Here is a 25,399-nt window from a genome sequence, read left to right as displayed (position 1 = left end):
TAGGCGTGCTGGGCAAGCCGGTAGGAGAAGTCGGTCAAGGTCTGATGCAGCCGTACGCCCGACGCCTTGGCTCGGCCATAAACCCGGGCCTCTCCGACAACCGCGTACGGCTGCGATGCACCGGCGGAGGAAACACCGAGCGGAACGCAGGGTATGTATACCGATGACGTCCCGGCACTCGAATCGATTTGAGCCAAGGCTTGCATGTCGCCCGAAGTTACGCGGATTATTTCCCTGCCCCCTCTCGAACCACGATAGTAGTTGAGCCACTTCTCACTGGACGTCGACTGAACCTGTGCCCCTCCGGAGAGGTTCGAATGATTGCTGGTGGTGACGTAACACGAAAAAGTCCGACCATGCTCGGCACTTCGATCACTGGATCCGCTGTCAGCAGATCGCGCACGCGGCAGCACCTGCTCCACTGCGTCGCGATCGAGCGTACCTTCACACATTCTCTCCGGGAGGAGATATAGGCCTTTATTTAGAAACGCCCATCCGGCTCCACAAAACACCCCGAAAGCCACCAGGAGGAGGATGACCGTTTTTATGCCAGGCCGGGAGGGCGGCACTTCCCGACCCCGCGAATTCTTCATCAAGGCCGCTCCTTCGCGTTACTCAGAAGTTGACTACTGGCATCCCAGCCTTCATTCACAGCATCGCGAATAGTGCCATCGGTTCCGTCCTTTGGCAGATCCACATGATGCCGAGCAAGAGCATCTTCAGTCGACCACTGCGTCTGTAGGCTGACGGAATCTCGCATCGCATAGAGGTCCTTGGCGCTCACATACAGACCCGCGTCTTTGGCGCCTTCCGCCTGCTGCCCATCCATCAGGCGGTCAATAGCCGAATCGGCGACGGCGCCACCCATTCCCCCGACAGCCGATCCCATGATCTTGCCACCCAGGTGCTCGGGAACCTCTAGGCCGGAGAAGGCGATCTGGACCCAGTTCTTGGCAAAGTCGCCCTTTTGCTTCAACGCATCGTTATAGTCCTTCTCGCCGTCGATGAAGCCCTTCACTTCACCGTCGGCAACGGAATGTCCAACAATACCCTCGATGATGCCCGCATTTTTACCGATATCCTTGAGAACCTGATCCCGCGTACCATCGAAGAGAGACGGGTCGGAAAGGTGCGCCTCAAGGAGTCCACCGGTGTAGATGCTTTCACCATAGATGATCCCCGCTCTTCCCGCAGGATCTGCAGATGTCAAGGAAAGGAACCTCACTACATCAGCGACACCGCCTCCTCTGAAAGCCTCTGGCGCTTCACTTCCCGTAAGAAAGACAGATCCTGATTTGCTGCCGGACAGTGCCTGGCTTATCTCCGGCATGTAAGCAGCAGCCATGTTCCCGAAGCTCTCGCCCAACCCCTTGCTCGGGAGATCCGCACCTCCGTCAGGCTGAGCCACGGCCTCCATGATGTTCGCCATGATCTGGACCTGTGCCGTGCTGTGTGGTGGCGCGCTCGAGGAGGTGTCACCGACCGCGACTCCGGTGACGGCACTCTCCAGAGCACGGCCAAGGGACTCCCCCCGGTCCGTGTACCTGGTCGTGCCGAGCATGTGCTCCAGGTCCGACTTCGACTCAAAGGCATGCTCGGCTGCCTCTGGGTTGTGGGAGAGTCCGTCGAACAAGCCCTTCAGCGGATCCCGGCCATTGCCGTCACCGAAGTCGAGGTCCAGGGAGTCGTAGCCCTTGACCCAGAGGTCGTGGGTGCCGGAGTTTCCCGCCGCCTTGTCCGCCTTGAACAGCTTCTCCCGGTAGTCGTCGAGGAACTCCGTGTCGAACTGACCTTGGTGCATGAGGCTGCTGATCACCTGGGAGCCGAGAGCCCCGATCGCACCGGAGGAGCCTGTGGAATGGAAGCTGGTGTTGCGCTCGGCGATCAGATCCTTCTTCCAGGCCTGCATGCCGTCCGAGTCCGAGAAGGACGCCGTAGCCAGGGTCAGGCTCAAATTCTTCTGCAGGTCCTTCATCGTGTCCAGTTCTGATCCCCTGACACCCGCGTGGGCCTGGGACATCTCTGTCCAGAATTGCAGCGTCCCCCTGCCCCCCAGTTGCTTCGCGAACTGCTCCGCGAACAGGGGGTCGTCGCGGTATTTTGCCATCGTACGGTTGAATGCGGCGATGTCGTCCAGAGACATGGAATCCGGCTTCTTCGCCATCTTCGCCAACTTCTCGGCAGCAGCGACGGCCTCGGCAGCTTCGTCACGGTCCACGTATGCGGCGTCGGAAAAGCCGTATTTGGCTTGGTCGACGATGAGCTGCAGGGCTTGTGCGGCGGTGTTGTCACTCTGTGTCGCCTTGGTCAGAATGCCCTGAATCTCGCTGCAGAAAGCATCCACCACCTTCTGATCCGTCACGCCGGTCTTGCCGCTCGGGTCGGACGCCCAGTCGGGCCTGGTGTTCCCTGCGACGGTGAACGCGCCATCGCCTGTATCAACCACAGTCAGGTGCTGCTCAGTCGCTCGCCTGATCGCATCGTTCAACTGGGTCCGACAGCTGATGAGCTCCCCGCGCGTATCACTGAGAATCTTCGCGATCGAGTCGGCCTGGGTGTGCGCGTCAGCGAACTCGGCAGCGGTTTTCGCGATGAACTCACGGCTGACGCCGGCGTTGACACCCTCCCAGTTCGCCTTGTCAGCCTTCGCCTTGAGGTTGTCCTCGGCATCCTTTTTCAGGTCCGCGAGCTTCTTCGTCATCTGCTCCCAGTCGGTGACCGCTTCACCGAGCTTGGAGAAGTTGCCGTGGCGCAGTGCGTCGAGGTCCATCGCGTCAGTGGCCCTTCCGGTCGTCGAAACCCTTGTCGAGGGTCGCGATGCTGCTGACCGCGCCTGCGATGTAGGACTCGTCGGCGGCGTGCTGGTTCTGGGTGAACCGCAAGTGGTTCGAAATGTGGGCACAGGAATCCAGCAGCGTCTTCGTCTGCTCGCTCCACCGCTGCGTCACATACTCCAGCGCACCCCCCAGGGCGAATCCCTCACCCTTGAGTCCCCCCGCTGCCGCCTCGGAGGCCACGCGGGCATGACCGCTGTAGTCCGTGAAGTGGTCGAACAGGTCATGAGCCGCCTTGCCGACCGCTTCGAGGTCCTTGTGCCCAGCTACTAGATCACCCCGGCCGCCCCCCTCCCCCGGGTCGTTCGGGATGTGATTCAGCTGCATCCGCGTGGAATGACGCCTGGCTGCCTGCGCCTTCAGTTGTTCCCACTCGTCCCATGCCATGTGTGGCCCCCGTTTTCGACACCGCACCGCCGGACAGAGCGATGCGCCCATGCACATTACCGGGAGCATCAGTTCGCCTGGCCGCCATGACTGGTTGACCGCTCAGTGCCTGGCTGGAAAGGGCAGTGCGGTTCCGAACACGTTGACCGCACGCGAGATCGATATGGAGGCCGAAAACCTGAGGCCTCGCTGCACCCACCGCGGACAGTCGCCCATGGCGGACGAGACCCCGCACCGGACCGCATCCGTGTCGACGAGTCATCGCGGCGGTGAACGCCGGGGTCGAGGAGGAGGCGTCGTCGACGTCCCGTGTGGTGATGGCGGTGAGCTCTTCACTCATCACGGCACAGCTGACGCTCTTGATGGTGAACTCGCCGCTCGCGCCGCCGCTGTAGGCGAGGTGGGCGGTGCCCTTCCCCGAACGGCCGCGGTGACGCGGTCCGTCGGTCACGCGGACGTGGCGCTCGGGGCCCGGTGGGGCGGTGCGGCGGCGAGTACCGCGCCGTGGACCGCCCTGGCCAGTCGGGCGCCCCACAGGGAGCGGGGGCCGGCGAAGGAGTGGAGGTCGGTGCCGGGGCCGGGGACGCGGGCGGCGACGCACACGGCGTCCGTGGGGGTGCCGGAGCAGTCGTGACCGGCGTCGAGGAGGGCCTGGACCTTGGCCTCCGTGGCGGTGGCGACCGCGTTGACCAGGGCGGCGTCGGTCAGCGCCACGGGCAGGGCGGCGACGATGTTGATCGTGCCCGGCCGCGGGGGCAGGACGGTGCCCTCGGCCGGGGAGGCGGCCCAGCCGCGTACGCCGATGCCCGCCGTGGCGACCGCCTCCACGCCGCCGTCCTGTGCATGGCCGTGGCGCGAGACGTCGGCCGCCGTCATCAGCCCCACGCCCGGTCCCTCCGCCCCCGCCCCGGTGGCCAGTTCGGCGAGGTGGCGGTCCGGGTCGGTGCGGCGGTAGCCGTGGGCGACCTGGGCGTTGAGCACCCAGCCGCGCTCGCCGATCCCGCCGCCGAGCACCGCGCTGCTGATCATCCGCCAGCCCGGTCCCGGTGCCCACAGCAGCGCGTGCAGCCGCTCACCGTCCTCCGAGCGGGTCAGCAGCCGCGCGGAGCGCGGGCCGGTGGTCGTGGCGGACGCGGGGAGGGTGGCGGTCACCGGGCGTGGCTCCTTCGGAGGGGGACCGGGCGATCGTATGCGAGCGGCGGTCGCCTCCCCCGCTCGCCGGGGCACCCCGCCGGGGAAGCCCCTCACGGCCTCGGGTCGGCAACGAAGCGCCGGTGAAGACTGCGGGGTCCGGGCAATGAACCCGGGCGCCGCCGCCGGGCACGATGAGCGCGCCCCGGCCGGTCGCACCCGGATCGCGCGCCGAGCAGCGCTGTGTTCCGTCCTGTTGCGCGTGTCCGGCCGGTGCTCCGTGCCCGACGACTTCTCGACAGCAGGTGGATTCCCATGAGACCGACCCGTGCGGCACTGACCGCGGCCGCGATCGCCCTGGCCCCGGCGCTGCTCCTGTCGACCCCGGCCTTCGCCGCCGGGGCGACGACGCCGTCCGTCACCGCGACGGCCGCCCCGGATGAGTCCTCGCCGTACGACACGATGCCGGAGGAGGACCTGCGCATCGCGATCCTGCGCGTCCTGGCCGCCCCGGACACCGGCAAGGGCGTCCGCTACGCGGCGGACAAGGCCCTGGACGGCACGGTCGAGGACATGCGCGCCTTCCTGAAGACCGGCTACCGCCTCGCCCAGGCCGAGGACGACAGCGTCGCCATCTTCCGCGTCCTCGCCCAGCCCGAAAGCGGCAAGGCCGTCCACCGGGAGGCCGAGAAGGCCCTCACCGACGGCTCCCCCGAAGCCCTCCGCGCCTTCCTCACCACCGGCTACCGCCTCGCCCAGGCCGAGGACGACAGCGTCGCGATCGTCGCCATCCTCGCCCGGCCCGGCATCAGCCCCGCCCTGCGCGCCGCGGTGAATCAGGTCCTGGACGACGGCTCCCCGGAGGCGCTGCGCCACTTCCTGGAGGTCGGCCAGTACGAGGTGGACCTCTAAGCCTCTAAGGGCTGTCCCGCAATCCTCGGTGGATCACACAGGGGCTCGCGGGCCCGTCGTGTCGGCCGGCGCCGTGGGTGTGCACGGCGCCGGACGTGACGTCGGCCCGCCGGGTGTCACACCCGTCGCGCCCCCGCCGAAGGCACCGCCTCGAAGACGCGCGGGGACGTGAAGTCCGCCGCGGTGAAGGCCTCTTCGACGGCCTTCGTGATCGACGGGACGTCGGTCTCCTCCGCGAGGACGATCGCCGAGCCGCCGAAGCCGCCGCCGGTCATGCGGGCGCCGAGCGCGCCGGCGGCCAGCGCCGTGTCGACGGCAAGATCCAGTTCCGGGCAGGAGATGCGGAAGTCGTCGCGCAGCGAGGCGTGGCCCTCGGTCAAGGCCGGGCCGATCGCGCGGGTCTCGCCCGACTCCAGGAGCGCGACGACCCGTTCGACGCGCTCGTTCTCCGTGACGATGTGGCGGACCAGGCGGCGTACCTCCGGCTCGTCGTCGAGCCGGGCCAGCGCCTCGTCCAGCCCGGCGAAGGGGACGTCCCGCAGGGCGTCGACGCCGAGCAGCGCCGCGCCCTTCTCGCAGCCGGCGCGGCGCTTGCCGTACTCGCCGTCGCTGTGGGCGTGCTTGACGCGGGTGTCGACGACGAGGAGACGCATGCCCTCGGCCGCCAGGTCGAAGGGGATCTGACGCTGCGACAGGTCGCGGGTGTCCAGGAACAGCGCGTGGCCCGCCGTGCAGCAGGCCGAGGCGGTCTGGTCCATGATGCCGGTCGGCGCGCCGACGTAGACGTTCTCGGCGCGCTGGCACAGGCGGGCCAGCTGCCAACCCTTCAGACCGAGTTCGTACAGGTCGTCGAGGGCGAGGGCGACCACGACCTCCAGGGCCGCCGAGGAGGACAGGCCCGCGCCGGACGGCACCGTCGAGGTCAGGTGCACGTCCGCGCCCGAGACCTCGTGGCCCGCCTCGCGCAGCGCCCACACCACGCCCGCCGGGTACGCCGTCCAGTCCTGGTCACGGCCGGGGGCCAGGTCGGCCACCCGCAGTTCGACCGGGCCGCCGGGTACGTCCGCCGAGTGCAGGCGCAGCACGCCGTCGTCCCGGCGGGCCACCGCCGCGACCGTCTCGTGCGGCAGCGCGAACGGCATGACGAAGCCGTCGTTGTAGTCGGTGTGCTCGCCGATGAGGTTGACGCGGCCCGGCGCCGCCCAGACTCCGTCGGGCTCGGCGCCGTAGAGCGCGGTGAAGCCGTCCCGGACCTCTTGTGCCCCCACTACTGCTCCCTCGTGATGTTCTGCGCGAACTCCCAGGCGTCCGCGACGATGCCCGCGAGGTCCGCGCGGGACGGGTTCCAGCCGAGCTTGTCGCGGGCCGTGGCGGCGGAGGCCACCAGGACCGCCGGGTCGCCGGCCCGGCGCGGGGCGGTGACCTCGGGGATCGGGTGACCGGTGACCTGCCGAACGGTCTCGATCACCTCGCGGACCGAGAAGCCGTTGCCGTTGCCGAGGTTGCAGATCAGGTGCTCGCCCGGGGCGGCGGCCTTCAGCGCGAGCAGGTGCGCCTCGGCCAGGTCGGCGACGTGGATGTAGTCGCGCACGCAGGTGCCGTCCGGGGTCGGGTAGTCGTCGCCGTAGACGGAGATCGCGTCGCGGCTGCCCTGGGCGACCTGGAGGACCAGCGGGATCAGGTGCGACTCGGGCTGGTGGCGCTCGCCGTACGCGCCGTAGGCGCCCGCCACGTTGAAGTAGCGCAGCGAGACCGCGCCCAGGCCGTGGGCCGCCGCCTCGCCGGTGATCATGTGGTCGACGGCCAGCTTGGACGCGCCGTAGGGCGAGGTCGGGGCCGTCGGGTCGGACTCGGTGATCGGCGTGTTCACCGGCTCGCCGTAGGTCGCCGCCGTGGAGGAGAAGACCAGCTTGCGCACGCCGGCCGCGCGCATCGCGCCGAGCAGCGCCATGGTGCCGCCGACGTTGTTGTCCCAGTACTTCTCCGGCTTCACCACCGACTCGCCCACCTGCGAGAAGGCCGCGAAGTGCAGCACCGCGTCGAAGGAGACGTCCAGCCATTTGGCGGCATCGCGGATGTCGCCCTCGATGAAGGCGGCGCCGGCCGGGACGCCCTCGCGGAAGCCCGTCGTGAGGTTGTCCAGGACCACGACCTCGTGGCCGGCCTCCAGCAGGTGCTGGGCGACCACGCTCCCGACGTATCCCGCGCCGCCCGTCACCAGGTACTTCCCGCTCATGAACTCGCTACCTCTCGCAGTCGCTCGGCCGCGCGCTCCGGCGGCACGTCGTTGATGAACACGTTCATGCCGGACTCGGAACCCGCGAGGAACTTCAGCTTGCCGGAAGTGCGGCGGATGGTGAAAAGCTCGAGGTGGAGCGCGAAGTCCTCGCGGACCACGCCCTCGGACTCCGCCGACGCGCCGAACGGGGCCTGGTGCCAGGCCGCGATGTACGGGGTCGGGGGCTCACCCTCGCCGAAGATCCGGTCGAAGCGCCTCAACAGTTCCAGATACACCTGGGGAAACTCTGTGCGCGCCGCCTCGTCGAGCGCGAGCAGGTCGGGGACGCGGCGCTTGGGGTAGAGGTGGACCTCGTAGGGCCAGTGCGCGGCGTACGGCACGAAGGCCGCCCAGTGCTCGCTCTCCAGGACGACCCGCTCGCCGGCGAGCTCCCGTTCGAGGACGGCGTCGAAGAGGTTCTGTCCGCCGGTCGCCTCCTTGTGGGCGGCGAGCGAGCGCAGCATGCGCGCGGTGCGCGGGGTGGTGAAGGGGTAGGCGTAGATCTGGCCGTGCGGGTGACCCAGGGTCACGCCGATCTCGGCGCCACGATTCTCGAAACAGAACACCTGCTCGACGGAGGGCAGATGCGACAGCTCCGACGTCCGGTCGGTCCACGCCTCGAGGACCAGCCGTGCCTGCCGCTCGGTCAGGTCGGCGAAGGACGCCTCGTGGTCGGAGGTGAAGCAGACCACCTCGCAGCGGCCCGAGTCGCCGGCCAGCGAGGGGAAGCGGTTCTCGAAGACCACGACGTCGTACGACGCGTCGGGGATCTCGGTGAGCCGCTCGCCCCGGGTCGGGCACAGGGGGCACTCGTCGGCCGGCGGGTGGTAGGTGCGGCCCTGGCGGTGCGAGGCCACGGCGACCGCGTCGCCGAGCAGCACGTCGGGGCGGATCTCGGAGGTGGTGACGGTCGGCTCCAGCGGACGCCGGTCGACGGCGTCGCGGACGGTGTCGTCACGCAGGTCGTAGTAGATGAGCTCACGACCGTCGGCCAGCCGGGTCGAGGTCTTCTTCACTGTCGGACTCCCTGTCGGTCCAAGCCCGGGTCACCGCACCCGATCACCCAATCACTCAACACAATCAAACATAACACGTCACAACCAATCATCGAAGGGTTCGGGGCGCGGGCGTGGTGGCGTGCCGAAAGGTCACGCCGACGGCTACATCACAATCAAACAAAGACAACCAACAAAAGTGTTCAATTTATGAACGCGGAGGCGTAGGTTCCCCGCTGGATCAGTTCGCGCGACGAAGCGAGTTCTCATGCAAACCCCCCCATACGCACCCGCGTACCTTGCGGCGGAGCTACGTCTCCCCACCAACGGCCTCGACTACACGATCCTCGGCATCTACTTCGCCGTGGTCCTGGGCATCGGCTTCGCCGCCCGTCGCTCGGTCAGGACCAGCCTCGACTTCTTCCTGTCCGGGCGCTCCCTGCCCGCCTGGATCACCGGTCTGGCGTTCATCTCCGCCAACCTGGCCGCCACCGAGATCCTCGGCATGGCCGCCAACAGCGCCCAGTACGGCGCGTACACGGTGCACTGGTACTGGATCGGCGCCATCCCCGCCATGGTCTTCCTCGGCCTGGTGATGATGCCCTTCTACTACGGCTCCAAGGTGCGCTCGGTCCCCGAGTTCCTGCTGCTGCGCTTCGACAAGGGCGCCCACCTGCTCAGTTCGATCCTGTTCGCCTTCGCGGCCATCCTGATCGCAGGCGTGAACCTCTACGCCCTCGCGATCGTCGTCGAGGCGCTGCTGGGCTGGCCGCAGTGGGTGGCGATCGTGGTCGCGGGCTTCTTCGTCCTCGCCTACATCACCCTCGGCGGCCTGTCGTCGGCGATCTACAACGAGGTGCTGCAGTTCTTCGTGATCCTCGCGGCGCTCATCCCCCTCGTCGTGCTCAGCCTGAAGAAGGTCGGCGGCTGGGACGGCCTGACCCACAAGCTGAACGCCGCCCACGGCGACGACTTCACCTCCGCCTGGGGCGGCACCGGCATCGGCCACGCCAACCCGCTCGGCGCGAACTGGCTGACCATCGTCCTCGGTCTCGGCTTCGTGCTGTCCTTCGGCTACTGGACGACCAACTTCGCCGAGGTGCAGCGGGCGCTGTCCGCGAAGAACCTGTCCGCCGCGCAGCGCACCCCGCTGATCGCCGCCTTCCCGAAGATCTTCATCGTCTTCCTGGTGATGATCCCGGGCCTGGTCGCCGCCGCGCTGGTGCCGAACATCGGCTCCTCCACCTCCGGGCTCCAGTACAACGACGCGATCCCCTACCTCATGCAGGAGCTGCTGCCCAACGGCGTGCTCGGCATCGCGGTGACCGGTCTGCTCGCCGCGTTCATGGCCGGCATGGCCGCCAACGTGTCGTCGTTCAACACCGTGTTCACCAACGACATCTGGGCGAAGTACGTCGTCAAGGACCGCGAGGACGCGTACTACGTGCGGTTCGGGCGGCTGATCACCGCGATCGGCGTGCTGGCCTCGGTCGGCACGGCGTTCCTGGCGTCGTCGTTCTCGAACATCATGAGCTACCTGCAGACGCTGTTCTCCTTCTTCAACGTGCCGATGTTCGTCGTCTTCGTCGTCGGCATGTTCTGGAAGCGGGCGTCCGTGAAGTCCGGCTTCTGGGGGCTGCTGGCCGGTACGACGGCCGCGATGGTGAACTACTTCGTGCTCTACAAGAAGGGCATCGTCGACATCCCCACCGACCAGGGCGCCAACTTCGTCTCCGCGATCGCCGGGTTCGTCGCGGGCGCGGTGGTCATGGTGGCGGTGTCGCTGTTCACCAGGCCCAAGCCCGCCGAGGAGCTGCGGGGGCTGGTCTACGGCACCGCCTCGCCGGGCATGGCGGAGGCGCCGGCGCCCGGCGACGAGGCCTGGTACCGCCGGCCGGCGCTGCTCGGGTGGGGCGCCGTCGTCCTCGCCGCCGTCTGCTACATCCCGTTCTCGTTCTGACCGCGGGAGGATTGAGAGACCATGTCACAGTCTGAGAACCCCGGACGGTCCGAGCGCTCCGGTCACTCCGAGCAGGACGTCCAGCGGGAAGTCACCGAGCTGGAGGGCAAGTCGGCGACGGCCGCGCGGATCTTCGATCTGCGGCGGATCATCGGCGGGCTGTTCGTGTTGTACGGGGTCATCGTGACGATCACGGGGATCACCGACTCGCAGGACGCGATCGACAAGGCGCAGGGGGTGAACATCAACCTGTGGACGGGGATCGGGATGCTGGTCCTCGGGGTGTTCTTCCTGGTGTGGCTGAAGCTGCGGCCGATCCAGGCGCCGGAGGCGCCGAAGTCCGAGTGAGCCGGCGCCGACGGGCGCGGCTCGGGACGGCACCTCGCGTCGCGGGTGCCGTCCTCGGGGCGGGGGCGCCGAAGTGGCCACGGCCGCCGGCCGGGGAGTTCCACGCGGCCCGGCGATGACGGGGCGCCGCCCGCGCCCACCCGTGCCGCCCCGCGCGGCACGCAGGCCCGCGGGTGAGCGGGCGGGGACGCGCGGCGGCGCGGGCGGCCGGCGGACGGCCGGCGGTGCGGTGGCGGGGCAGGGCGGCGGGGGGCGGGGTGGGGTGCCGGAGTCAGGGGCGGGGTGGTGTGCGGTCCAGGAGGCCGGTGCGGGCCGCCAGGGCGGCCGCTTCCAGGCGGGAGCCCACGCCGAGCTTCATCAGGACCCGCTGGACATGGGTGCGGGCGGTGCTCGGGGCTATGCCCATGCCGGCCGCGATCACCCGGGTGTCCTCGCCCTCGGCGACCCTGACCAGCACCTCCACCTCGCGCGGGGTGAGCAGCCGCAGCAACCGGCGGCCCTCGTCGTCCGGTTCGGCGGCCGGGTTCAGCAGCTCGGCGAAGGCCCCTTGCAGGAGGCCGGGCGCGATCGCGGCCTCACCCGCCCTCGCCTTCATGATGGCCCGCTCCACGCCCTCGATCCGCTCGTCATGGCGTACGTAGCCGGAGGCCCCCGCCGCGAAGGCCGCCGCGATGCCGCGCGGGGAGGGCACGGGGCCGAGGACCACCACCGCCACCTGCGGGCGCTCCCGCTTGATCCGCGTGACCGGGTCGAAGGCGCCCGGCTCGGCCGGCGCCGCCGTGCCCAGCAGGCACACCTCCGGCGCACGGCTGATCACCAGCTCCGCCGCGCCCGCGGCCGGCGCCGCCGCGGCCAGCACCCGGTGCCCCCGCAGCTTCAGCGCCGAGGCCAGCGCCTCGGCGAGCAGTCGGTGGTCGTCGACCACCATGAGCCGCACTCCCATCGAGCAATCCCCCAGTCCCCCAGCCGACACCCGCGCGGGCCCGTCCGTGCCGTGACGGCCCGAACGGGCGGGAGGCCCCCCGGCTCTCCCGCCCGTCGCGCACCGATGCTCCGGGAAACTACACGCTCGTCCGACCCGGCGCTGCCCCTACCGGCGGAAAGTGCCCCGGATCGGCGCACTTTCCGGCGCGCGGCCGTCACCCCACGCCGAAGGCCATCGCCAGGTAGCGCTGGCCCGAGCTGCTCCACTCGGAGATGTAGCGCTGGGAGAGGTACAGGCGACCGTCCTGGTAGCGGGTCTCCCCGTAGTAGACCGGGAAGCTGGTCACGACGTCACGGACCGAGTCGGACGCCGAGGTCTCCAGAAGGACGGTCTGCTTGAACGTCGTGCCGTCGATGCCGACGACCTGGCCACCCTTGTTGTAGGGCGGTTCCTTGTAGGCCACGATGTCGCCGCCGTCCATGCGCAGCGGAGTGATCGTGTAGTCGTCGCCCGCGTCCGCGCGCTGGCCGGTCTGCTTGCCGGTGCCGAGGTCGAAGGCGACGACCTCGTTGGTCTGGCCGATGCTGTCGCCGCCCATGTCGTGCTGTGCGGTGGCCAGGTAGACCCTGCCGTTGCCGACGACGACGCCGGTGCAGTCCTCGATCCTGGTGATCCCGTCGCACTTGGCCCCGAACCGGTCCGGGGGGATGGAGATCCTGGTGCGCAGCGCGCCCGTCTTGTCGTCGATGCTGAACAGGTCCGAGACGCCCTGGCCCTTTCCGGCGTCGCCGACGTCCGCGCCGACCAGGAGCGGGTCGGTGGAGATGACGCTCGCGTACTCGATGCCGGTGTCCATCTTGTACTCGGACAGCACCTTCCCGGACTTCGGGTCGATGGTCTGGATGTGCAGCTGACGGCTGCCGTACTGGCCGCACTTGCGGACCGCGACCAGCTTGTCGCCGCCCCCGTAGCCCGCGTCGTAGCAGGTGTCGTCGGGCTTGGGGGACCACAGGACCTTGCCGTCGGTGAGGTCGAAGGCGGCGCCGCCGTTGGTGCTGCCCACGGCGACCGTGGTCCCGCTGAGGGTGACGTTGTCGAGGCTGATGACCTCGTCACCGGACTTGACCGTCCTGGTCCACAGCTTCTTGCCGGCGTCGAGGTCGATCACCGCGATCTGGCTGCAGCCGTGGGAGGGCTTGGCCTTGGTCGGCATGGCGGGCTCGTACAGGATCGCCGTCTTGTGGTCCGAGGTGATGTGCGGGGTGGACTCGCACACCGGGCCGGGCAGCTTGACCGTCCAGAGCTTGGTGCCCTTGGCCGGGTCGTAGCCCACGATCTCGGCGACGCCGGGCTTGGCGTACACCTTGTCGGTGACCCAGGAGCCGGTGACCGTGACCTGCTGCGTCACCTTCGTCAGCGGCACCTGGAAGAGCGCCTTGGCGCTGGGGTCGGCGGGCGCCTTCTCCTTGCCGTGCGCCGTCCCGCCGCTGCCGCCCTTGTCCCCGCCCTTGCCCCCGGTGCCGCCGCTGGAGCTCGCGGTGTCCTGCTTGCCGTCGTCGGAGGAGCGCGAGTACCAGATGCCGCCGCCGATGATCAGCGCGATGGCGACGACCGCCGCGACGACGATCAGCAGCTGGTTCTTCCGCGCGCTGCCGCCGCCCGGCCCTTGGGGCCGCTGCGGTTGCGGGACGGTGTGCGGGCCGGGATAGCCGTAGCCCGGCTGGCCCGGCGCGCCCGGCTGGCCGGGATAGCCGTAACCGGCTTGCGGGGTGGCGTACTGACCCGGCTGCGGGGTGCCGTAGGCGCCGGGGGCCGGGGTGGACGGCTGCGCGGGGTAGCCGTACCCGGCCGGAGGCTGGGGCTGCGGCGGCTGGGGCGCCTGCGGGTAGCCGTAGCCGGCCGGGGGCTGCGGCGGCTGGGGGGCCTGCGGGTACCCGTGGCCGGCCGGGGGCTGCGGCGGACCGGCCGGGGGCTGCGGGGGCTGGGCGGCCTGCGGGTAGCCGTACCCCGCCGGGGGCTGCGGCGGACCGGCCGGGGGCGGAGGCGTCTGCGGCGGACCGGCCGGGGGCGGAGGCGTCTGCGGCGGACCGGCCGGCGGGGCCGGGGGCGTCCGCGGGGCGCCCTGCGGCGGCTGCGGTGCCTGCGGGTAGCCGTAGCCGGGAGCCGCCGGCGGCTGCGCGGGCTTGCCGAGGTCCGGGCCGCCCTGCGGCGGCGTGGCCTGCGGCGGCTGCTGGGCCGGGGACGGCCCGGAACCGCCCTGCTGCGGGGGCTGGTTGGGCGGCGGTGGCGGCGGCTGGGTCATGGCGGTGCACCTCGGAAGAAACGGAACGGAGAAGGACGAGGACGACGGCGGGAGAGCCCTTGGGCGCGGCTCAGTCGCCGAAGGCGAGCATCAGCTTCTCCTTCGACTTGTCGCTGCCGCTCAGCCGGGTGGTGGAGATGTAGAAGCGGCCGTCGACCCAGTCGATGTCCCGCGAGAAGAAGCCGTTCTCGATGTCCGCGGTGTTCTCCGGGTTCTGCAGCAGCTTGGTCGTGGTGTGGCTCGACCCGGCGGTCGGCACGGACACGACCTGGCCGCCGCCGTCGTAGGACGGCTCGACGTAGGCGATGAGCTTTCCGCCCTCCACCTTGATCGGCAGCATCGTGGTGTCCTCGGGGGACTTCACGCGCCACTTCTCCTTGCCGGTGGCGAGGTTGACCGCGACGATCTCGTTGGCGCCGGTGGTGACCTGGGTGGGCAGGTACAGGGTGCCGGCGTCGGCGGCGACGCCCTGGCAGCCCTGCAGATCGCGGTCGATGAGGGCCCAGCCGCACTCGGGGGCGAAGGAGCCCTTGACGTCGACCTGGGAGCGGACGGAACCGTCGTCGTTCAGCGTCGAGACGTTCCAGTGCTTCTTCTCGTCCGTCGAGTACAGGACCAGCGGGTCGACGGAGTACGCGCGCTGGACCGACCAGCCCTTGGGGATCTTCCTGGTCCACTTGGCCTTGCCGGTGGCCGGGTCGAGCAGCTGCACCTCGTCGTGCTCGTTCTCGCCACCGGCCCCGCACGAGGCGACCTGGATCAGCCGGGGGCCGCCCGCGAACGCGGTCGGGAAGCAGGCCTCGCCGTACTTCTGCTTGTCGTAGAGCTTGCGCCCGCTGTCGAGGTCGTAGGCGACGCCGGACTGCGAGCGGTCCACCATCAGCGTCTTGCCGGTGATGCTCAGCTCGATGGTGAGCGTGCTGTCGAAGAGCTGGCCCTCGGGGACCTTGACGCTCCAGCCCTTCTTGCCGGTGTTCAGGTCGAGTTGCTGGAGCTGGTTGCAGGTGGCGCGGTCGCTGCTGCCGCTCTCGTACGCCACGACGACCTTGTCGTCGGCCGACTTGTCGGGCGTGACCGCGCAGATCTTCTGCGGGAAGGAGACCGGGGCCCAGGTCGGCTTGCCGTCGGCGACGTCGTAGGCGAAGACCTGCTTGTAGGCCGCCTTCACGGCCGCCTTGTCGGTGATCCACATGCCGGGGGCGTCCGCGCCGGAACCGGGCGCGTCGGGCGCCTGCTTGTACCAGAGCACCTTGGCCTCGCCGGCCTGGCGGCCGTCGTTGAGGTTCTCCGGGTCGTCGCCGCCGTCGCCGCTGCCGTCACCGGGGTTGGCCGGGGCGTCGGTGGCGCCGCCGGAACCCGAGGGCTTGGCGTCGTCGCTCTTCTCGGCGACCGGCTTCTTCCCGCCGTCGCCACCACCGCCGTTGACGGCCCACACGGTGCCGCCGACGACGAGCAGCGCGGCCACCGCGGCACCGATCACGACGGCGGGCCGGCCCTTGAACGGGTTGCGGGAGCCGCCGGGCGGCGGGGTGCCGGGGCCGCCCGGTCCGCCGGGGTACTGCGGCTGGCCGGGGTAGCCGTAGCCGGGCTGCGGAGTGCCGTAGGGGCCCGGCTGGGGGGCGCCGTACGGGCCCGGCTGCTGCGGCTGTCCGTAGGGACCGGGCTGGGGCGGCTGCCCGTACGGCCCGGGGGCGGGCGCACCGGGAGCGGGCGCGCCGTAGGGGCCGGGCTGGGGGGCGCCGTACGGGCCCGGCTGGGCGTAGGGGCCGGGGGCGGGCGCCTGGGCGGGCTGCTGCGGGTAGCCGTATCCCGGCTGGGGCTGCGGCGGGCCGGCCGGCGGGGCCGGGGGCGTCTGCGGGGCGCCCTGGGGCGGCTGGGCCGGGGACGGCGGCGTGGCCTGGCGCGGGTCCGGGGCGCCCTGCGGCGCCGGGGCGCCCTGGGGGGTCTGCGGGGCGCCGAAGCCACCGCCCTGCGGCGGGGCCGGCGGCTGCGGAGGCCGGTCCTGCGGTTCAGGTGCGCCGAAGCCGCCCTGCGGCGGCTGGTTGGGTGGCTGAGTCATCAGCGCGTTTCCCCCTCATCGACTGATTTCTAGCCACGCCCCGGGACTTGTGGTGCGCCCGGAGCGGTCCTCAGCCGGTTTCAGACAGTTCTCGGACGGCCCTTTCTATCACTGGCCGCCGACACCCCACCGGGCCGTGTCCACCCCCGTTTCCAAGGGCGGACCGGCCCGTGATGCCCCCGTTACGGCGCGCCGGGAATCCACCGCGAACCAGCACGCGCCCTTCACACGGCGCACGCGCCCCCGCCCAGCGCCTATGCGTCCTCGGCGAGTTCGAGCCACCGCAGCTCCAGTTCCTCGCGCTCCCCCGTCAGTTCCCGGAGCCCGGCGTCGAGTTCGGCCACCTTCCCGAAGTCGGTGGCGTTCTCGGCGATCTGCGCGTGCAGCTTGGACTCCTTCTCGGAGATCCGGTCCAACTGCCGCTCGATCTTCTGGAGTTCCTTCTTCGCGGCGCGCTGCTCGGCGGCGCTCCTCTCGGACGTGCCGGCACTCTCGGCGGCGGGCGCCGCGGCCGGGGCGGAGGCCGCCGCCCGCTGCTCCATGCGGTGGCGCCGCTCCAGGTACTCGTCGATGCCGCGCGGCAGCATCCGCAGCGTGCCGTCGCCGAGGAGGGCCTGCACGGTGTCGGTGGTGCGCTCGATGAAGAACCGGTCGTGGGAGATGACGATCATCGAGCCGGGCCAGCCGTCGAGGACGTCCTCCAGCTGGGTCAGGGTCTCGATGTCGAGGTCGTTGGTGGGCTCGTCGAGGAAGAGGACGTTGGGCTCGTCCATCAGCAGGCGCAGCAGCTGCAGCCGCCGCCGCTCACCGCCGGACAGGTCGCCCACCGGCGTCCACTGCTTCTCCTTGCCGAAGCCGAACGTCTCGCACAGCTGGCCCGCGGTCATCTCCCGGCCCTTGCCGAGGTCGACGCGCTCGCGCACGTCCTGCACGGCCTCCAGGACCCGCTTGGCGGGGTCGAGTTCGGCGACCTCCTGGGAGAGGTAGGCGAGCTTCACGGTCCTGCCGACGGCGATCCGGCCGCCCGTGGGCTGTGTCTCCCCCTCGGTGCGGGCCGCGTCGGCCATGGCCCGCAGCAGGGACGTCTTGCCGGCGCCGTTCACGCCGACCAGGCCGATGCGGTCGCCGGGGCCGAGCTGCCAGGTGACGTGCTCCATCAGCACCTTGGGACCGGCCTGGACGGTCACGTCCTCCAGGTCGAAGACGGTCTTGCCGAGCCGCGAGGAGGCGAACTTCATCAGCTCGCTGCTGTCGCGCGGCGGCGGCACGTCCTTGATCAGCTCGTTGGCGGCCTCGACGCGGAAGCGCGGCTTGGAGGTGCGGGCCGGGGCGCCGCGGCGCAGCCAGGCCAGCTCCTTGCGGACCAGGTTCTGCCGCTTGGCCTCCTCGGTGGCGGCGATGCGCTCGCGTTCGGCGCGGGCGAAGACGTAGTCGGAGTAGCCGCCCTCGTACTCGTAGACGTCGCCGCGCTGGACGTCCCACATGCGGGTGCAGACCTGGTCGAGGAACCACCGGTCGTGGGTGACGCACACCAGCGCCGAGCGGCGGGCGCGCAGGTGCTCGGCGAGCCAGGCGATGCCCTCGACGTCGAGGTGGTTGGTGGGCTCGTCCAGGACGATCAGGTCCTGTTCCTCGATGAGCAGCTTGGCCAGCGCGATGCGCCGCCGCTCACCGCCGGACAGCGGTCCGATGACGGTGTCCAGGCCCTTGGGGAAGCCGGGCAGGTCGAGGCCGCCGAACAGGCCGGTCAGCACGTCGCGGATCTTGGCGTTGCCCGCCCACTCGTGGTCGGCGAGGTCGCCGATGACCTCGTGCCGCACGGTGGCCGCGGGGTCCAGCGAGTCGTGCTGGGTGAGGACGCCCAGGCGCAGCCCTCCGGAGTGGGTGACCCGTCCGGTGTCCGCCTCCTCCAGCTTGGCGAGCATCCGGATGAGCGTGGTCTTGCCGTCGCCGTTGCGCCCGACGACGCCGATCCGGTCCCCTTCGGACACGCCGAGCGAGACGCCGTCGAGCAGGGCACGGGTGCCGTACACCTTGCTGACGTTCTCGACATTGACCAGGTTGACGGCCATTTCACTCCTGCCCGGGGGGATCGATCAGCTATCAAGCGTAGGGCCTCGGGGAGGGATGCCTGGGCGCGGGCGTGTCATCACTCTTTGTGATGACGTGATCGGGAAGGGGCGGCTACGGTGGAGGGTAGGCAGCAGGATCCCGTCCATGGGAGGAACCATGACCGCCGAGTCCGTCGAGCAGTCGCGTTGGCCGATGCCGCCGATGGACGGTTACACCGTGGACGACCTGTTCACACTGCCTGATCTCCCGCGGCACACCGAGCTGATCGACGGGAGTCTGGTGCTTGTGAGCCCGCAGCGCTATTTCCATTTCACCGCGATCGACTTGCTGGTGAGCGGCCTGAGAAGGACCATTCCGTCCGACTTCAAAGTCGCTCGTGAGATGACCGTGGTACTGGACCGGCGCAATGGTCCTGAGCCGGACCTCTCCGTTGTCAGGGCCGGGGCGAAGAAGGGACCTCTCCAGACCCACTTCATGGGCGAGGACGTCGTGATGGCCGTGGAGGTCGTTTCACCGGAGTCGGAGTCCCGTGATCGTCACACCAAGCCGCACAAGTACGCCGCGGCGGGTATCCGCCATTTCTGGCTGGTCGACATGGCCGATCCGAATCTCCACCCGGTTATCGAGGTGTACGAACTGGCACACGTCACTGGCACCTATGCTCTGACGGGCATTTACCACGACCGCATCAAGGTCGACGTTCCCTACGCCATCGACATCGACCTCACTGCCATCGACGAGCTCTAGCGCCCGACCTACACGCCACCGTGGCCCCAGGTGCCGGGGACACGGCGACTCGGGCCGTACGGCAGGTGCCCGATGCGGTCAGGGCCTGGGCCACCTTCTCGGCCGTGCCGCTGTCCCGTACCAGGAACGCCGTCGTCGGCCCCGACCCCGACACCAGTGCCGCCAGCGCACCGGCCGCCCGCCCCGTCGCGAGGGTGTCCGCGAGGGAGGGCCGCAGGGAGAGCGCCGCGGGCTGGAGGTCGTTGGAGAGTGCGGCCGCGAGTGCGTGGGCGTCGCCCTTGGCCAGCGCGGCCAGGAGATCCTCGGAGACGGCCGGCTCGGGGACCTGAACGCCCTCGTTGAGCCGGTCGAACTCGCCGTAGACCGCCGGCGTGGACAGTCCGCCGTCGGCGACCGCGAACACCCAGTGGAAGGCGCCGCCCACCTCCAGCGGCCGCAGCTTCTCCCCGCGGCCCGTACCGAGCGCCGCCCCTCCGACCAGGCTGAACGGCACGTCGCTGCCCAGTTCGGCGCAGATGTCGAGCAGTTCCTCGCGGGAGGCGTTCGTCCCCCACAGCGCGTCGCAGGCCAGCAGCGCGCCCGCACCGTCCGCGCTGCCGCCCGCCATGCCGCCGGCCACCGGGATGTCCTTGGCGATGTGGAGGTGCACATCGGCTTCGCGGCCGTGCCGCTCGGCGAGCGCGAGGGCGGCGCGGGCCGCCAGGTTGGTGCGGTCCAGGGGGACCTGGGCGGCGTCCGGGCCCGAGCAGGTCACCGTCAGCCCGTCGGCCTCGGTGACGGTGACCTCGTCGTACAGACCGACCGCGAGGAAGACGTTGGCCAGGTCGTGGAAGCCGTCGGGCCGGGCGGCGCCGACCGAGAGCTGGACGTTGACCTTGGCGGGGACGCGGACGGTGACGCTCACTGGTTTCCGGGCTCCTCGTGCTCGGCGGGCTGCTCGGCGGGACGGTCCGCGGGCTGCTTGTGCTCCGCGATGCGCGCGAACTCCTCGACGGTCAGGGACTCGCCCCGCGCCTGCGGGGACACCCCGGCCGCGACCAGCGCGGCCTCGGCCGCCGCGGCCGAGCCCGCCCAGCCGGCGAGCGCGGCGCGCAGGGTCTTGCGGCGCTGGGCGAAGGCCGCGTCGACGACGGCGAAGACCTCGCGCTGGGTGGCGGTGGTCCTGACCGGCTCGGTGCGCCGGACCAGGGAGACCAGTCCGCTGTCGACGTTGGGCGCGGGCCAGAAGACGTTGCGGCCGATGGCGCCGGCCCGCTTCACCTCGGCGTACCAGTTGGCCTTCACGGACGGCACGCCGTAGACCTTGTTGCCGGGGACGGCGGCGAGCCGGTCGGCGACCTCCGCCTGCACCATGACGAGGGTGCGCTCGATGCTCGGGAAGGTGGCGAGCATGTGCAGCAGCACGGGAACGGCGACGTTGTACGGCAGGTTCGCGACGAGCGCGGTCGGGGCCGGGCCGGGCAGCTCGGTGACGTGCATGGCGTCGGAGTGGACGAGGGCGAACCGGTCGGCGCGCTCGGGCATCCGGGCGGCGACCGTCGCGGGCAGCGCGCCGGCGAGCACGTCGTCGATCTCCACCGCGACGACCCGGTCGGCGGCCTCCAGCAGGGCCAGGGTGAGGGAGCCGAGCCCCGGCCCGACCTCGACGACCACGTCCTCGGGGGTGACGTCGGCGGTGCGGACGATACGGCGGACCGTGTTCGCGTCGATCACGAAGTTCTGGCCGCGCTGCTTGGTGGGGCGCACGCCGAGGGCCGCCGCCAGCTCACGGACGTCGGCGGGGCCCAGGAGGGCGTCAGGGGTGGGGCTGCTCACGGGCACAAGGGTACGGGGGCGCCGTCCGCCCGGTGACCGAGGCCGCCCGGGGGCCGGGCCGCGCCGGCCCCCGGCGGGGGTTCCTCACGACCGCAGCCGCTCGCCGCACTGCGGCCAGGCGCTCGCGCCCCGGCGGACGTACAGCTTCTTCGCACGGTACGTCTGCTCCGCCGCCGGGGCGTCCTGCGGGCGCCCCCGGCCGCCCAGGCCGTGCCAGGTGGTCTCGTCGAACTGGTACAGGCCCCCGTACGTGCCGGAGGGGTCCACCGCGTCCGGCCGGCCGCCCGACTCGCACCGGGCGAGCCCCCTCCAGTCCAGGTGGTCGGCGCCGCGCACCGAGGACGGGTGGGCCCGGGTGCCGACCTTGACGAGCCGCGCGCGGGGGACGCGCACCGTCTCCGACGCGACGCGCCGCGGCCGCTCCCGAACGCCGTTGACGGTGCGCAGGACGTACGTGACCCGGCGCACCCCCGGCTGTCCGGGCCGCTCGACGACCTCCGTGCCCTGGAACAGCGTGGGGTCGGCGACGCGCCGCACGGCGAAGGGGATCGGCTCCTCGCGGACCTCGCGCGAGCCGGTGATCCGCAGCACCGAGACGGTCTGCCCGTCGCGCGGGAAGCTGTCCGGCGCGACCGAGGTGGCGTCCTGGCCGCGCAGGGTGACCCCGGCCTCCGCCACCGCCTCGGCGACGGTGGCCGCGTTGGTACGCACGGTGCGCGCCCGGCCGTCCGCCAGGACGGTCACCGTGCGCTCGGTGCGCACGTCGAGCGTGAGACCGGAGCCTCCGATGGGCCGGGAACGCGCGGCCGACAGATACGCGCCCTCCGCGCGCACGCCCCACTGTCTGAGCGCCCCGTCCACCGTGCGCGCCGTGGTCCACGCGTCGCGCCGGCGCCCGTCGAGCGTGAGCCGTACCGGCCGTGCGTGGCGGACCGCCACCTCGTCGCCGCTGCTGAGCGTGGCGCCGGGGCCGGGGGCCACCGTGTCGTGCGCCCCGAGCGGCACGCCCTCCTCGGCGAGCAGTTCGGTGACGTCGTCGGCGAAGGTGTGCAGGGTGCGCGGCCGCCCGTCGACGTTCAGTTCGATCGCCTTGTCCTTGGCGACGAACGCGGTCGTGCCGCCCGCCAGGAACGCCACCACCAGCGCCTGCGGCAGCAGCCTGCGCATGCCCTCCGGGCGCTCCGGCAGCCGCGGGCGCGGCCCGCGCCGCCGCGGCCCCCGGCGGGCGCCGTCCCGCCGCGCCGGCCGGGGCGGCTCCGGCTCCGGACGGGCGAGTTCGTAGGCGGGCCGGTAGGTGTCCCCGGCGCCGCGGAGGCCGGCGAGGCCTTCGCCGGCGCCGTCACCCAGGCCCGGGGCGGCTTCGGGGTACGGCAGCGTGTCGGCGGCGCGCGTGCCGTCGTGGACGGGCCCGGCCCCGGGCGTACCGGCCGCGTACATCTCATGCGTCCGGTCGTGTCCGCACGCCCCGTCGGACCCGTACCCCCCGTCGGACCCGTACGCCCCGTCGGACCCGTTCGCCCTGTCGGATCCACAGGCCACGACCGGGCCATAGGTCCCGTACGGCTCCGAGGTCCCGTAGGGCCCTGAGAACCCGTAAGGCCCCGAGAGCCCGTACGGCTCTGAGAGCCCGTACGGCTCTGAGAGCCCGTAGGGCCCCGAGGTCCCGTACGGCTCCGAGGTTCCGTAGGGCCCGTGCGCCGTCCCGTCTGTCACGTAGGCCCCGTGGGTCTCGGGGATCTCGTACGTCTCGTAGGGCGTTGTGCTCACCGACACGCTCCAGGGGCCGAGGTCGCGAGGGCCCGGATCGGGCCCCCAGAACCTAGCGGAGCGGTCGTCACTCTCCAAAGCGGCGCGACTACTCTGGGTGCGTCAGCACACGCTCAGTAGTCGAAGGCGCGTGCGGTGTTGGCGGCGAGCGCCGTGGCCAGCGCGTCCTCGTCGACACCGCGTACGGCCGCCATCGCGCGCACCGTGACGGGGACGAGGTACGGCGCGTTGGGCCGTCCGCGGTAGGGCGCCGGGGTGAGGAAGGGCGCGTCGGTCTCCACCAGGACCAGTTCCAGCGGGGCGACGGCGAGGGCGTCCCGCAGGTTCTGGGCGTTCTTGAAGGTGACGTTGCCGGCGAAGGACATGAAGTAGCCGGCGCGGGCGCACACGTCGGCCATCTCCGCGTCGCCCGAGTAGCAGTGGAACACCGTCCGCTCGGGGGCGCCCTCCTCCTTGAGGACGCGCAGCACGTCGGCGTGGGCGTCGCGGTCGTGGATGACGAGGGCCTTGCCGTGCCGCTTGGCGATCTCGATGTGGGCGCGGAAGGAGCGCTCCTGGGCCGCCTTGCCCTCGGGGCCGGTGCGGAAGTAGTCGAGGCCGGTCTCGCCGACGCCCCTGACCTGGGGCAGCGCGGCCAGCCGGTCGATCTCGGCGAGCGCCTCGTCGAGCGCGGCGTCGCCGCCGGGCTCCCTCGCCCCCTGCCGCGACCCCCCTCCCCCAGGGTCGCCGTGGACGATGCGTGGCGCCTCGTTCGGATGCAGGGCGACCGCCGCGTGGACGTTCTCGTGCGCGGCGGCGGTCTCGGCGGCCCAGCGCGAACCCTTCAGGTCGCAGCCGACCTGGACGACCGTGGTCACCCCCACCGACGCGGCCTTGGCCAGCGCCTCCTCGACCGTGCCGGACTGCATGTCGAGGTGGGTGTGGGAGTCGGCGACCGCTGTCCGGAGCGGCTCCGGGAGCGGGGGCGCCGCGTTCTTGTCGGCGTTCGAAGGCATGCGTCGATCCTACGGAAGGCGTGTCCCCGCACGGCCGGGCGAGGGACGGGCGCCCCCGCGGGAGGGGCGGGCACCCCAACAGGCGCCCCCGCGAGAGGGGCGGGCATCCCTACGGGTGGGGCGGCCGCCCCTGGGAAGGGGAGCCGCCCTCATCGCTCCGGGCCCGGCCTTCAACTTCCCGGGCCTCCTGTCAGTCCTCCTTGCGGTGGAACGGGTGCAGCAGGTCGGACAGGTGCCAGTGGTGGTCCTCCTGCTTCCGGGCCGCCGCCTCCTCCCCGGACGCGGACTCGGACGCCGGGTCCACGACGGGCCCGGCCGCACGGTGGTGCCGGCGCTCGTGCAGATGGTTCTGCGCCGACGACACCCGGCCCGCCCGCATGATCCTGACGACGTGGCCGTCGCAGTTCTTGCAGCTGGGACGGCTCAGCGGCGAGGGCACTATGCGGCCGTCGGCGACGTAGAGCACGAAGTCCTGCCCGTCGGCGTCCGTGTGGTGCTCTATCTCGTACGACTGCTCCCACCCGTGCCCGCAGCGCATGCAGGCGAAGGAGTACGACTCGTTGACGACTGCGGTGGCAGTACCGCGGTGACCGGCCTGCCCTGCGAACTCGCTCATGCCAGCTCCTCGTGTTCCGCTGGACGGAGGGACCGGTGCGTCCCTGCCTCCAGTGGACGCCTCCGCGAGCGCCGACGCAGCAGCCCTGTCGAGTGTTGGAGCCGATTTGGACGTCGCTTGCCCAAGGCTCCCCTGAACGGCAGGTGTCGCTTTGCGTTTCCCAAACGCCGCTTTGCTCCCCCATGGGGCGCGCGCTCATGAGAGATACGCCCTGCTCAGAGGGGGTGTGACGTACCCCTCACGAGTGAACCGCCGTCAAGGCGGGTCCTGACCGTCACCACCGCCGTCAACCGGAGTGCTTGGCCGCCACCACCGCGTCGAACACCTCGCGCTTGGGCAGGCCGGCCTCCGCCGCGACCGCCGCGATGGCCTCCTTGCGGCGCTCGCCCGCCTCCTCGCGCACCCGCACCCGGCGCACCAGCTCCTCCGGGCCGATCTCCTCGGCCCCCTTCTCCGGCGCGCCCTCGACCACCACCGTGATCTCGCCCCGTACGCCCTCGGCGGCCCACGCGGCCAGCTCGCCGAGCCCGCCGCGCTTCACCTCCTCGTACGTCTTGGTCAGCTCGCGGCAGACGGCGGCGCGGCGCTCGGCGCCGAACACCTCGGTCATCGCCGCGAGCGTGTCGTCGAGCCGGTGCGGGGCCTCGAAGTAGACGAGGGTGCGCCGCTCGGCGGCGACCTCGCGCAGCCGGGACAGCCGTTCGCCCGCCTTGCGCGGCAGGAACCCCTCGAAGCAGAACCGGTCGACCGGCAGCCCGGACAGCGCCAGCGCGGTCAGCACGGCGGACGGCCCGGGCACGGCGGTGACCCGTACGTCCTTCTCGACGGCCGCGGCGACCAGCCGGTAGCCGGGGTCGGAGACGGACGGCATGCCCGCGTCCGTCACCAGCAGCACCCGCGCCCCGCCCAGCAGCTCCTCGACCAGCTCCGGCGTCCGGGCGGCCTCGTTGCCCTCGAAGTAGGACACGATCCGGCCCCCGGGCGTCACGCCCAGCGCCTGCGTCAGCCGGCGCAGCCGCCGGGTGTCCTCGGCGGCGACCACGTCGGCGTCCGCCAGTTCCGCGGCGAGCCGGGGCGGCGCGTCCCGCACGTCGCCGATGGGAGTGCCAGCCAAGACAAGGGTTCCAGTCACTTACCCATCCTCTCAAGCCCGGGGCCGGCGACCGCCCCCAGCACCTCCTCGCACCCGCGCCGGGACCCTCCCGAAAGCGGACGCACCCCACCCGTACCGCCCATGCACGGGACTCACACAGCG

General features: G+C 71.2%; 20 protein-coding genes. 4 read left to right on the top strand and 16 right to left on the bottom strand.

Translation table 11 applies throughout. The features are described from left to right. Nucleotides 1-592: 592 nt before the first annotated feature. The 3 genes from ACH5A8_RS18020 to ACH5A8_RS18010 all read right to left on the bottom strand — a co-directional run bounded on the left by ACH5A8_RS18020 (nucleotide 593) and on the right by ACH5A8_RS18010 (nucleotide 4,373). Nucleotides 593-2,770, bottom strand: a complete 2,178-nt coding sequence (locus tag ACH5A8_RS18020; RefSeq protein WP_399002991.1) for a hypothetical protein — start codon at nucleotides 2,768-2,770, stop codon at nucleotides 593-595. A 4-nt stretch (nucleotides 2,771-2,774) separates the two neighbouring features. Further along, a complete protein-coding gene (locus ACH5A8_RS18015; protein ID WP_396318754.1) occupies nucleotides 2,775-3,221 on the bottom strand; it encodes a hypothetical protein in 447 nt (148 codons plus the stop codon). 447 nt (nucleotides 3,222-3,668) lie between these two features. Then, nucleotides 3,669-4,373, bottom strand: a complete 705-nt coding sequence (locus ACH5A8_RS18010) for an adenosylcobinamide amidohydrolase (protein WP_399002989.1) — start codon at nucleotides 4,371-4,373, stop codon at nucleotides 3,669-3,671. 294 nt (nucleotides 4,374-4,667) lie between these two features. Here ACH5A8_RS18010 and ACH5A8_RS18005 point away from each other — a divergent pair, with 294 nt between their 5' ends. Further along, nucleotides 4,668-5,264, top strand: a complete 597-nt coding sequence (locus ACH5A8_RS18005; RefSeq protein ID WP_399002987.1) for an ALF repeat-containing protein — start codon at nucleotides 4,668-4,670, stop codon at nucleotides 5,262-5,264. 116 nt (nucleotides 5,265-5,380) lie between these two features. Here the strand turns inward: ACH5A8_RS18005 and galK are convergent, their stop codons facing one another. The 3 genes from galK to galT are packed head-to-tail and all read right to left on the bottom strand — an operon-like array spanning nucleotide 5,381 to nucleotide 8,558. Further along, nucleotides 5,381-6,532 carry a galactokinase gene (galK, locus tag ACH5A8_RS18000; protein WP_399002985.1) on the bottom strand — a complete coding sequence of 384 codons (1,152 nt, stop codon included), beginning with the start codon at nucleotides 6,530-6,532 and terminating at the stop codon, nucleotides 5,381-5,383. Continuing rightward, nucleotides 6,532-7,500, bottom strand: a complete 969-nt coding sequence (galE, locus tag ACH5A8_RS17995; RefSeq protein ID WP_399002983.1) for a UDP-glucose 4-epimerase GalE — start codon at nucleotides 7,498-7,500, stop codon at nucleotides 6,532-6,534. Before galE ends, galK begins: the two co-directional genes overlap by 1 nt. Beyond that, nucleotides 7,497-8,558 carry a galactose-1-phosphate uridylyltransferase gene (gene galT, locus ACH5A8_RS17990; RefSeq protein ID WP_399002981.1) on the bottom strand — a complete coding sequence of 354 codons (1,062 nt, stop codon included), beginning with the start codon at nucleotides 8,556-8,558 and terminating at the stop codon, nucleotides 7,497-7,499. Before galT ends, galE begins: the two co-directional genes overlap by 4 nt. A 247-nt stretch (nucleotides 8,559-8,805) precedes the next feature. Between galT and ACH5A8_RS17985 the strand changes: the two genes are divergently transcribed. Next, on the top strand, nucleotides 8,806-10,497 hold the full coding sequence (locus ACH5A8_RS17985) for a sodium:solute symporter family protein (RefSeq protein ID WP_399002979.1): 1,692 nt from the start codon (nucleotides 8,806-8,808) through the stop codon (nucleotides 10,495-10,497). Nucleotides 10,498-10,518: 21 nt separating this feature from the next. Then, on the top strand, nucleotides 10,519-10,845 hold the full coding sequence (locus ACH5A8_RS17980; protein WP_399002977.1) for a hypothetical protein: 327 nt from the start codon (nucleotides 10,519-10,521) through the stop codon (nucleotides 10,843-10,845). A 271-nt stretch (nucleotides 10,846-11,116) separates the two neighbouring features. On the opposite strand, the gene ACH5A8_RS17975 is transcribed toward ACH5A8_RS17980, so the two are convergent. The 4 genes from ACH5A8_RS17975 to ACH5A8_RS17960 all read right to left on the bottom strand — a co-directional run bounded on the left by ACH5A8_RS17975 (nucleotide 11,117) and on the right by ACH5A8_RS17960 (nucleotide 18,203). Next, nucleotides 11,117-11,788 carry a LuxR C-terminal-related transcriptional regulator gene (locus ACH5A8_RS17975; RefSeq protein WP_399002975.1) on the bottom strand — a complete coding sequence of 224 codons (672 nt, stop codon included), beginning with the start codon at nucleotides 11,786-11,788 and terminating at the stop codon, nucleotides 11,117-11,119. A gap of 196 nt (nucleotides 11,789-11,984) precedes the next feature. After that, entirely contained in the window at nucleotides 11,985-14,072 is a 2,088-nt protein-coding gene (locus ACH5A8_RS17970) for a PQQ-binding-like beta-propeller repeat protein (protein WP_399002973.1), read from the bottom strand. A 70-nt stretch (nucleotides 14,073-14,142) separates the two neighbouring features. Then, nucleotides 14,143-16,131, bottom strand: coding sequence for a PQQ-binding-like beta-propeller repeat protein (locus ACH5A8_RS17965; protein ID WP_399002971.1), 1,989 nt, complete (start codon nucleotides 16,129-16,131; stop codon nucleotides 14,143-14,145). Nucleotides 16,132-16,385: 254 nt separating this feature from the next. Then, a complete protein-coding gene (locus ACH5A8_RS17960; protein WP_399002969.1) occupies nucleotides 16,386-18,203 on the bottom strand; it encodes an ABC-F family ATP-binding cassette domain-containing protein in 1,818 nt (605 codons plus the stop codon). A gap of 157 nt (nucleotides 18,204-18,360) precedes the next feature. On the opposite strand from ACH5A8_RS17960, the gene ACH5A8_RS17955 reads away from it, so the two are divergent. Next, a complete protein-coding gene (locus tag ACH5A8_RS17955) occupies nucleotides 18,361-18,951 on the top strand; it encodes a Uma2 family endonuclease (protein WP_396318773.1) in 591 nt (196 codons plus the stop codon). Here the strand turns inward: ACH5A8_RS17955 and ACH5A8_RS17950 are convergent. The 6 genes from ACH5A8_RS17950 to rsmI all read right to left on the bottom strand — a co-directional run bounded on the left by ACH5A8_RS17950 (nucleotide 18,929) and on the right by rsmI (nucleotide 25,276). Further along, nucleotides 18,929-19,855, bottom strand: coding sequence for a 4-(cytidine 5'-diphospho)-2-C-methyl-D-erythritol kinase (locus ACH5A8_RS17950; RefSeq protein ID WP_399002967.1), 927 nt, complete (start codon nucleotides 19,853-19,855; stop codon nucleotides 18,929-18,931). The genes ACH5A8_RS17955 and ACH5A8_RS17950 overlap by 23 nt on opposite strands. Continuing rightward, a complete protein-coding gene (gene rsmA / locus ACH5A8_RS17945) occupies nucleotides 19,852-20,766 on the bottom strand; it encodes a 16S rRNA (adenine(1518)-N(6)/adenine(1519)-N(6))-dimethyltransferase RsmA (protein WP_399002965.1) in 915 nt (304 codons plus the stop codon). Before rsmA ends, ACH5A8_RS17950 begins: the two co-directional genes overlap by 4 nt. An 84-nt stretch (nucleotides 20,767-20,850) precedes the next feature. Beyond that, entirely contained in the window at nucleotides 20,851-22,203 is a 1,353-nt protein-coding gene (locus ACH5A8_RS17940; RefSeq protein ID WP_399002963.1) for a ubiquitin-like domain-containing protein, read from the bottom strand. 443 nt (nucleotides 22,204-22,646) lie between these two features. Continuing rightward, nucleotides 22,647-23,528 carry a TatD family hydrolase gene (locus ACH5A8_RS17935; protein WP_399002961.1) on the bottom strand — a complete coding sequence of 294 codons (882 nt, stop codon included), beginning with the start codon at nucleotides 23,526-23,528 and terminating at the stop codon, nucleotides 22,647-22,649. 190 nt (nucleotides 23,529-23,718) lie between these two features. Then, a complete protein-coding gene (locus tag ACH5A8_RS17930; RefSeq protein ID WP_399002959.1) occupies nucleotides 23,719-24,144 on the bottom strand; it encodes a hypothetical protein in 426 nt (141 codons plus the stop codon). Between the two features lie 286 nt (nucleotides 24,145-24,430). Next, nucleotides 24,431-25,276 carry a 16S rRNA (cytidine(1402)-2'-O)-methyltransferase gene (rsmI, locus tag ACH5A8_RS17925; RefSeq protein ID WP_399002958.1) on the bottom strand — a complete coding sequence of 282 codons (846 nt, stop codon included), beginning with the start codon at nucleotides 25,274-25,276 and terminating at the stop codon, nucleotides 24,431-24,433. Nucleotides 25,277-25,399: the final 123 nt, after the last annotated feature.

The organism is Streptomyces sp. NPDC018610 (genome assembly GCF_044391765.1).
Lineage (GTDB): Bacteria > Actinomycetota > Actinomycetes > Streptomycetales > Streptomycetaceae > Streptomyces.
Note: the sequence above shows the minus strand (reverse complement) of the source record. Positions and strands in the feature narration are given on the sequence as shown.

Bases quoted from the DNA above. Each gene is read 5' to 3' on its own strand.
- ACH5A8_RS17930 (WP_399002959.1), bottom strand. From the start codon at position 24,144: ATGAGCGAGTTCGCAGGGCAGGCCGGTCACCGCGGTACTGCCACCGCA.
- ACH5A8_RS17975 (WP_399002975.1), bottom strand. From the start codon at position 11,788: ATGGGAGTGCGGCTCATGGTGGTCGACGACCACCGACTGCTCGCCGAG.
- ACH5A8_RS17935 (WP_399002961.1), bottom strand. From the start codon at position 23,528: ATGCCTTCGAACGCCGACAAGAACGCGGCGCCCCCGCTCCCGGAGCCG.
- ACH5A8_RS17960 (WP_399002969.1), bottom strand. From the start codon at position 18,203: ATGGCCGTCAACCTGGTCAATGTCGAGAACGTCAGCAAGGTGTACGGC.
- ACH5A8_RS18020 (WP_399002991.1), bottom strand. From the start codon at position 2,770: ATGGACCTCGACGCACTGCGCCACGGCAACTTCTCCAAGCTCGGTGAA.
- ACH5A8_RS17985 (WP_399002979.1), top strand. From the start codon at position 8,806: ATGCAAACCCCCCCATACGCACCCGCGTACCTTGCGGCGGAGCTACGT.
- ACH5A8_RS17940 (WP_399002963.1), bottom strand. From the start codon at position 22,203: ATGTACGCGGCCGGTACGCCCGGGGCCGGGCCCGTCCACGACGGCACG.
- ACH5A8_RS17955 (WP_396318773.1), top strand. From the start codon at position 18,361: ATGACCGCCGAGTCCGTCGAGCAGTCGCGTTGGCCGATGCCGCCGATG.
- ACH5A8_RS17965 (WP_399002971.1), bottom strand. From the start codon at position 16,131: ATGACTCAGCCACCCAACCAGCCGCCGCAGGGCGGCTTCGGCGCACCT.
- ACH5A8_RS17970 (WP_399002973.1), bottom strand. From the start codon at position 14,072: ATGACCCAGCCGCCGCCACCGCCGCCCAACCAGCCCCCGCAGCAGGGC.
- ACH5A8_RS18015 (WP_396318754.1), bottom strand. From the start codon at position 3,221: ATGGCATGGGACGAGTGGGAACAACTGAAGGCGCAGGCAGCCAGGCGT.
- galE (WP_399002983.1), bottom strand. From the start codon at position 7,500: ATGAGCGGGAAGTACCTGGTGACGGGCGGCGCGGGATACGTCGGGAGC.
- ACH5A8_RS17980 (WP_399002977.1), top strand. From the start codon at position 10,519: ATGTCACAGTCTGAGAACCCCGGACGGTCCGAGCGCTCCGGTCACTCC.
- ACH5A8_RS18005 (WP_399002987.1), top strand. From the start codon at position 4,668: ATGAGACCGACCCGTGCGGCACTGACCGCGGCCGCGATCGCCCTGGCC.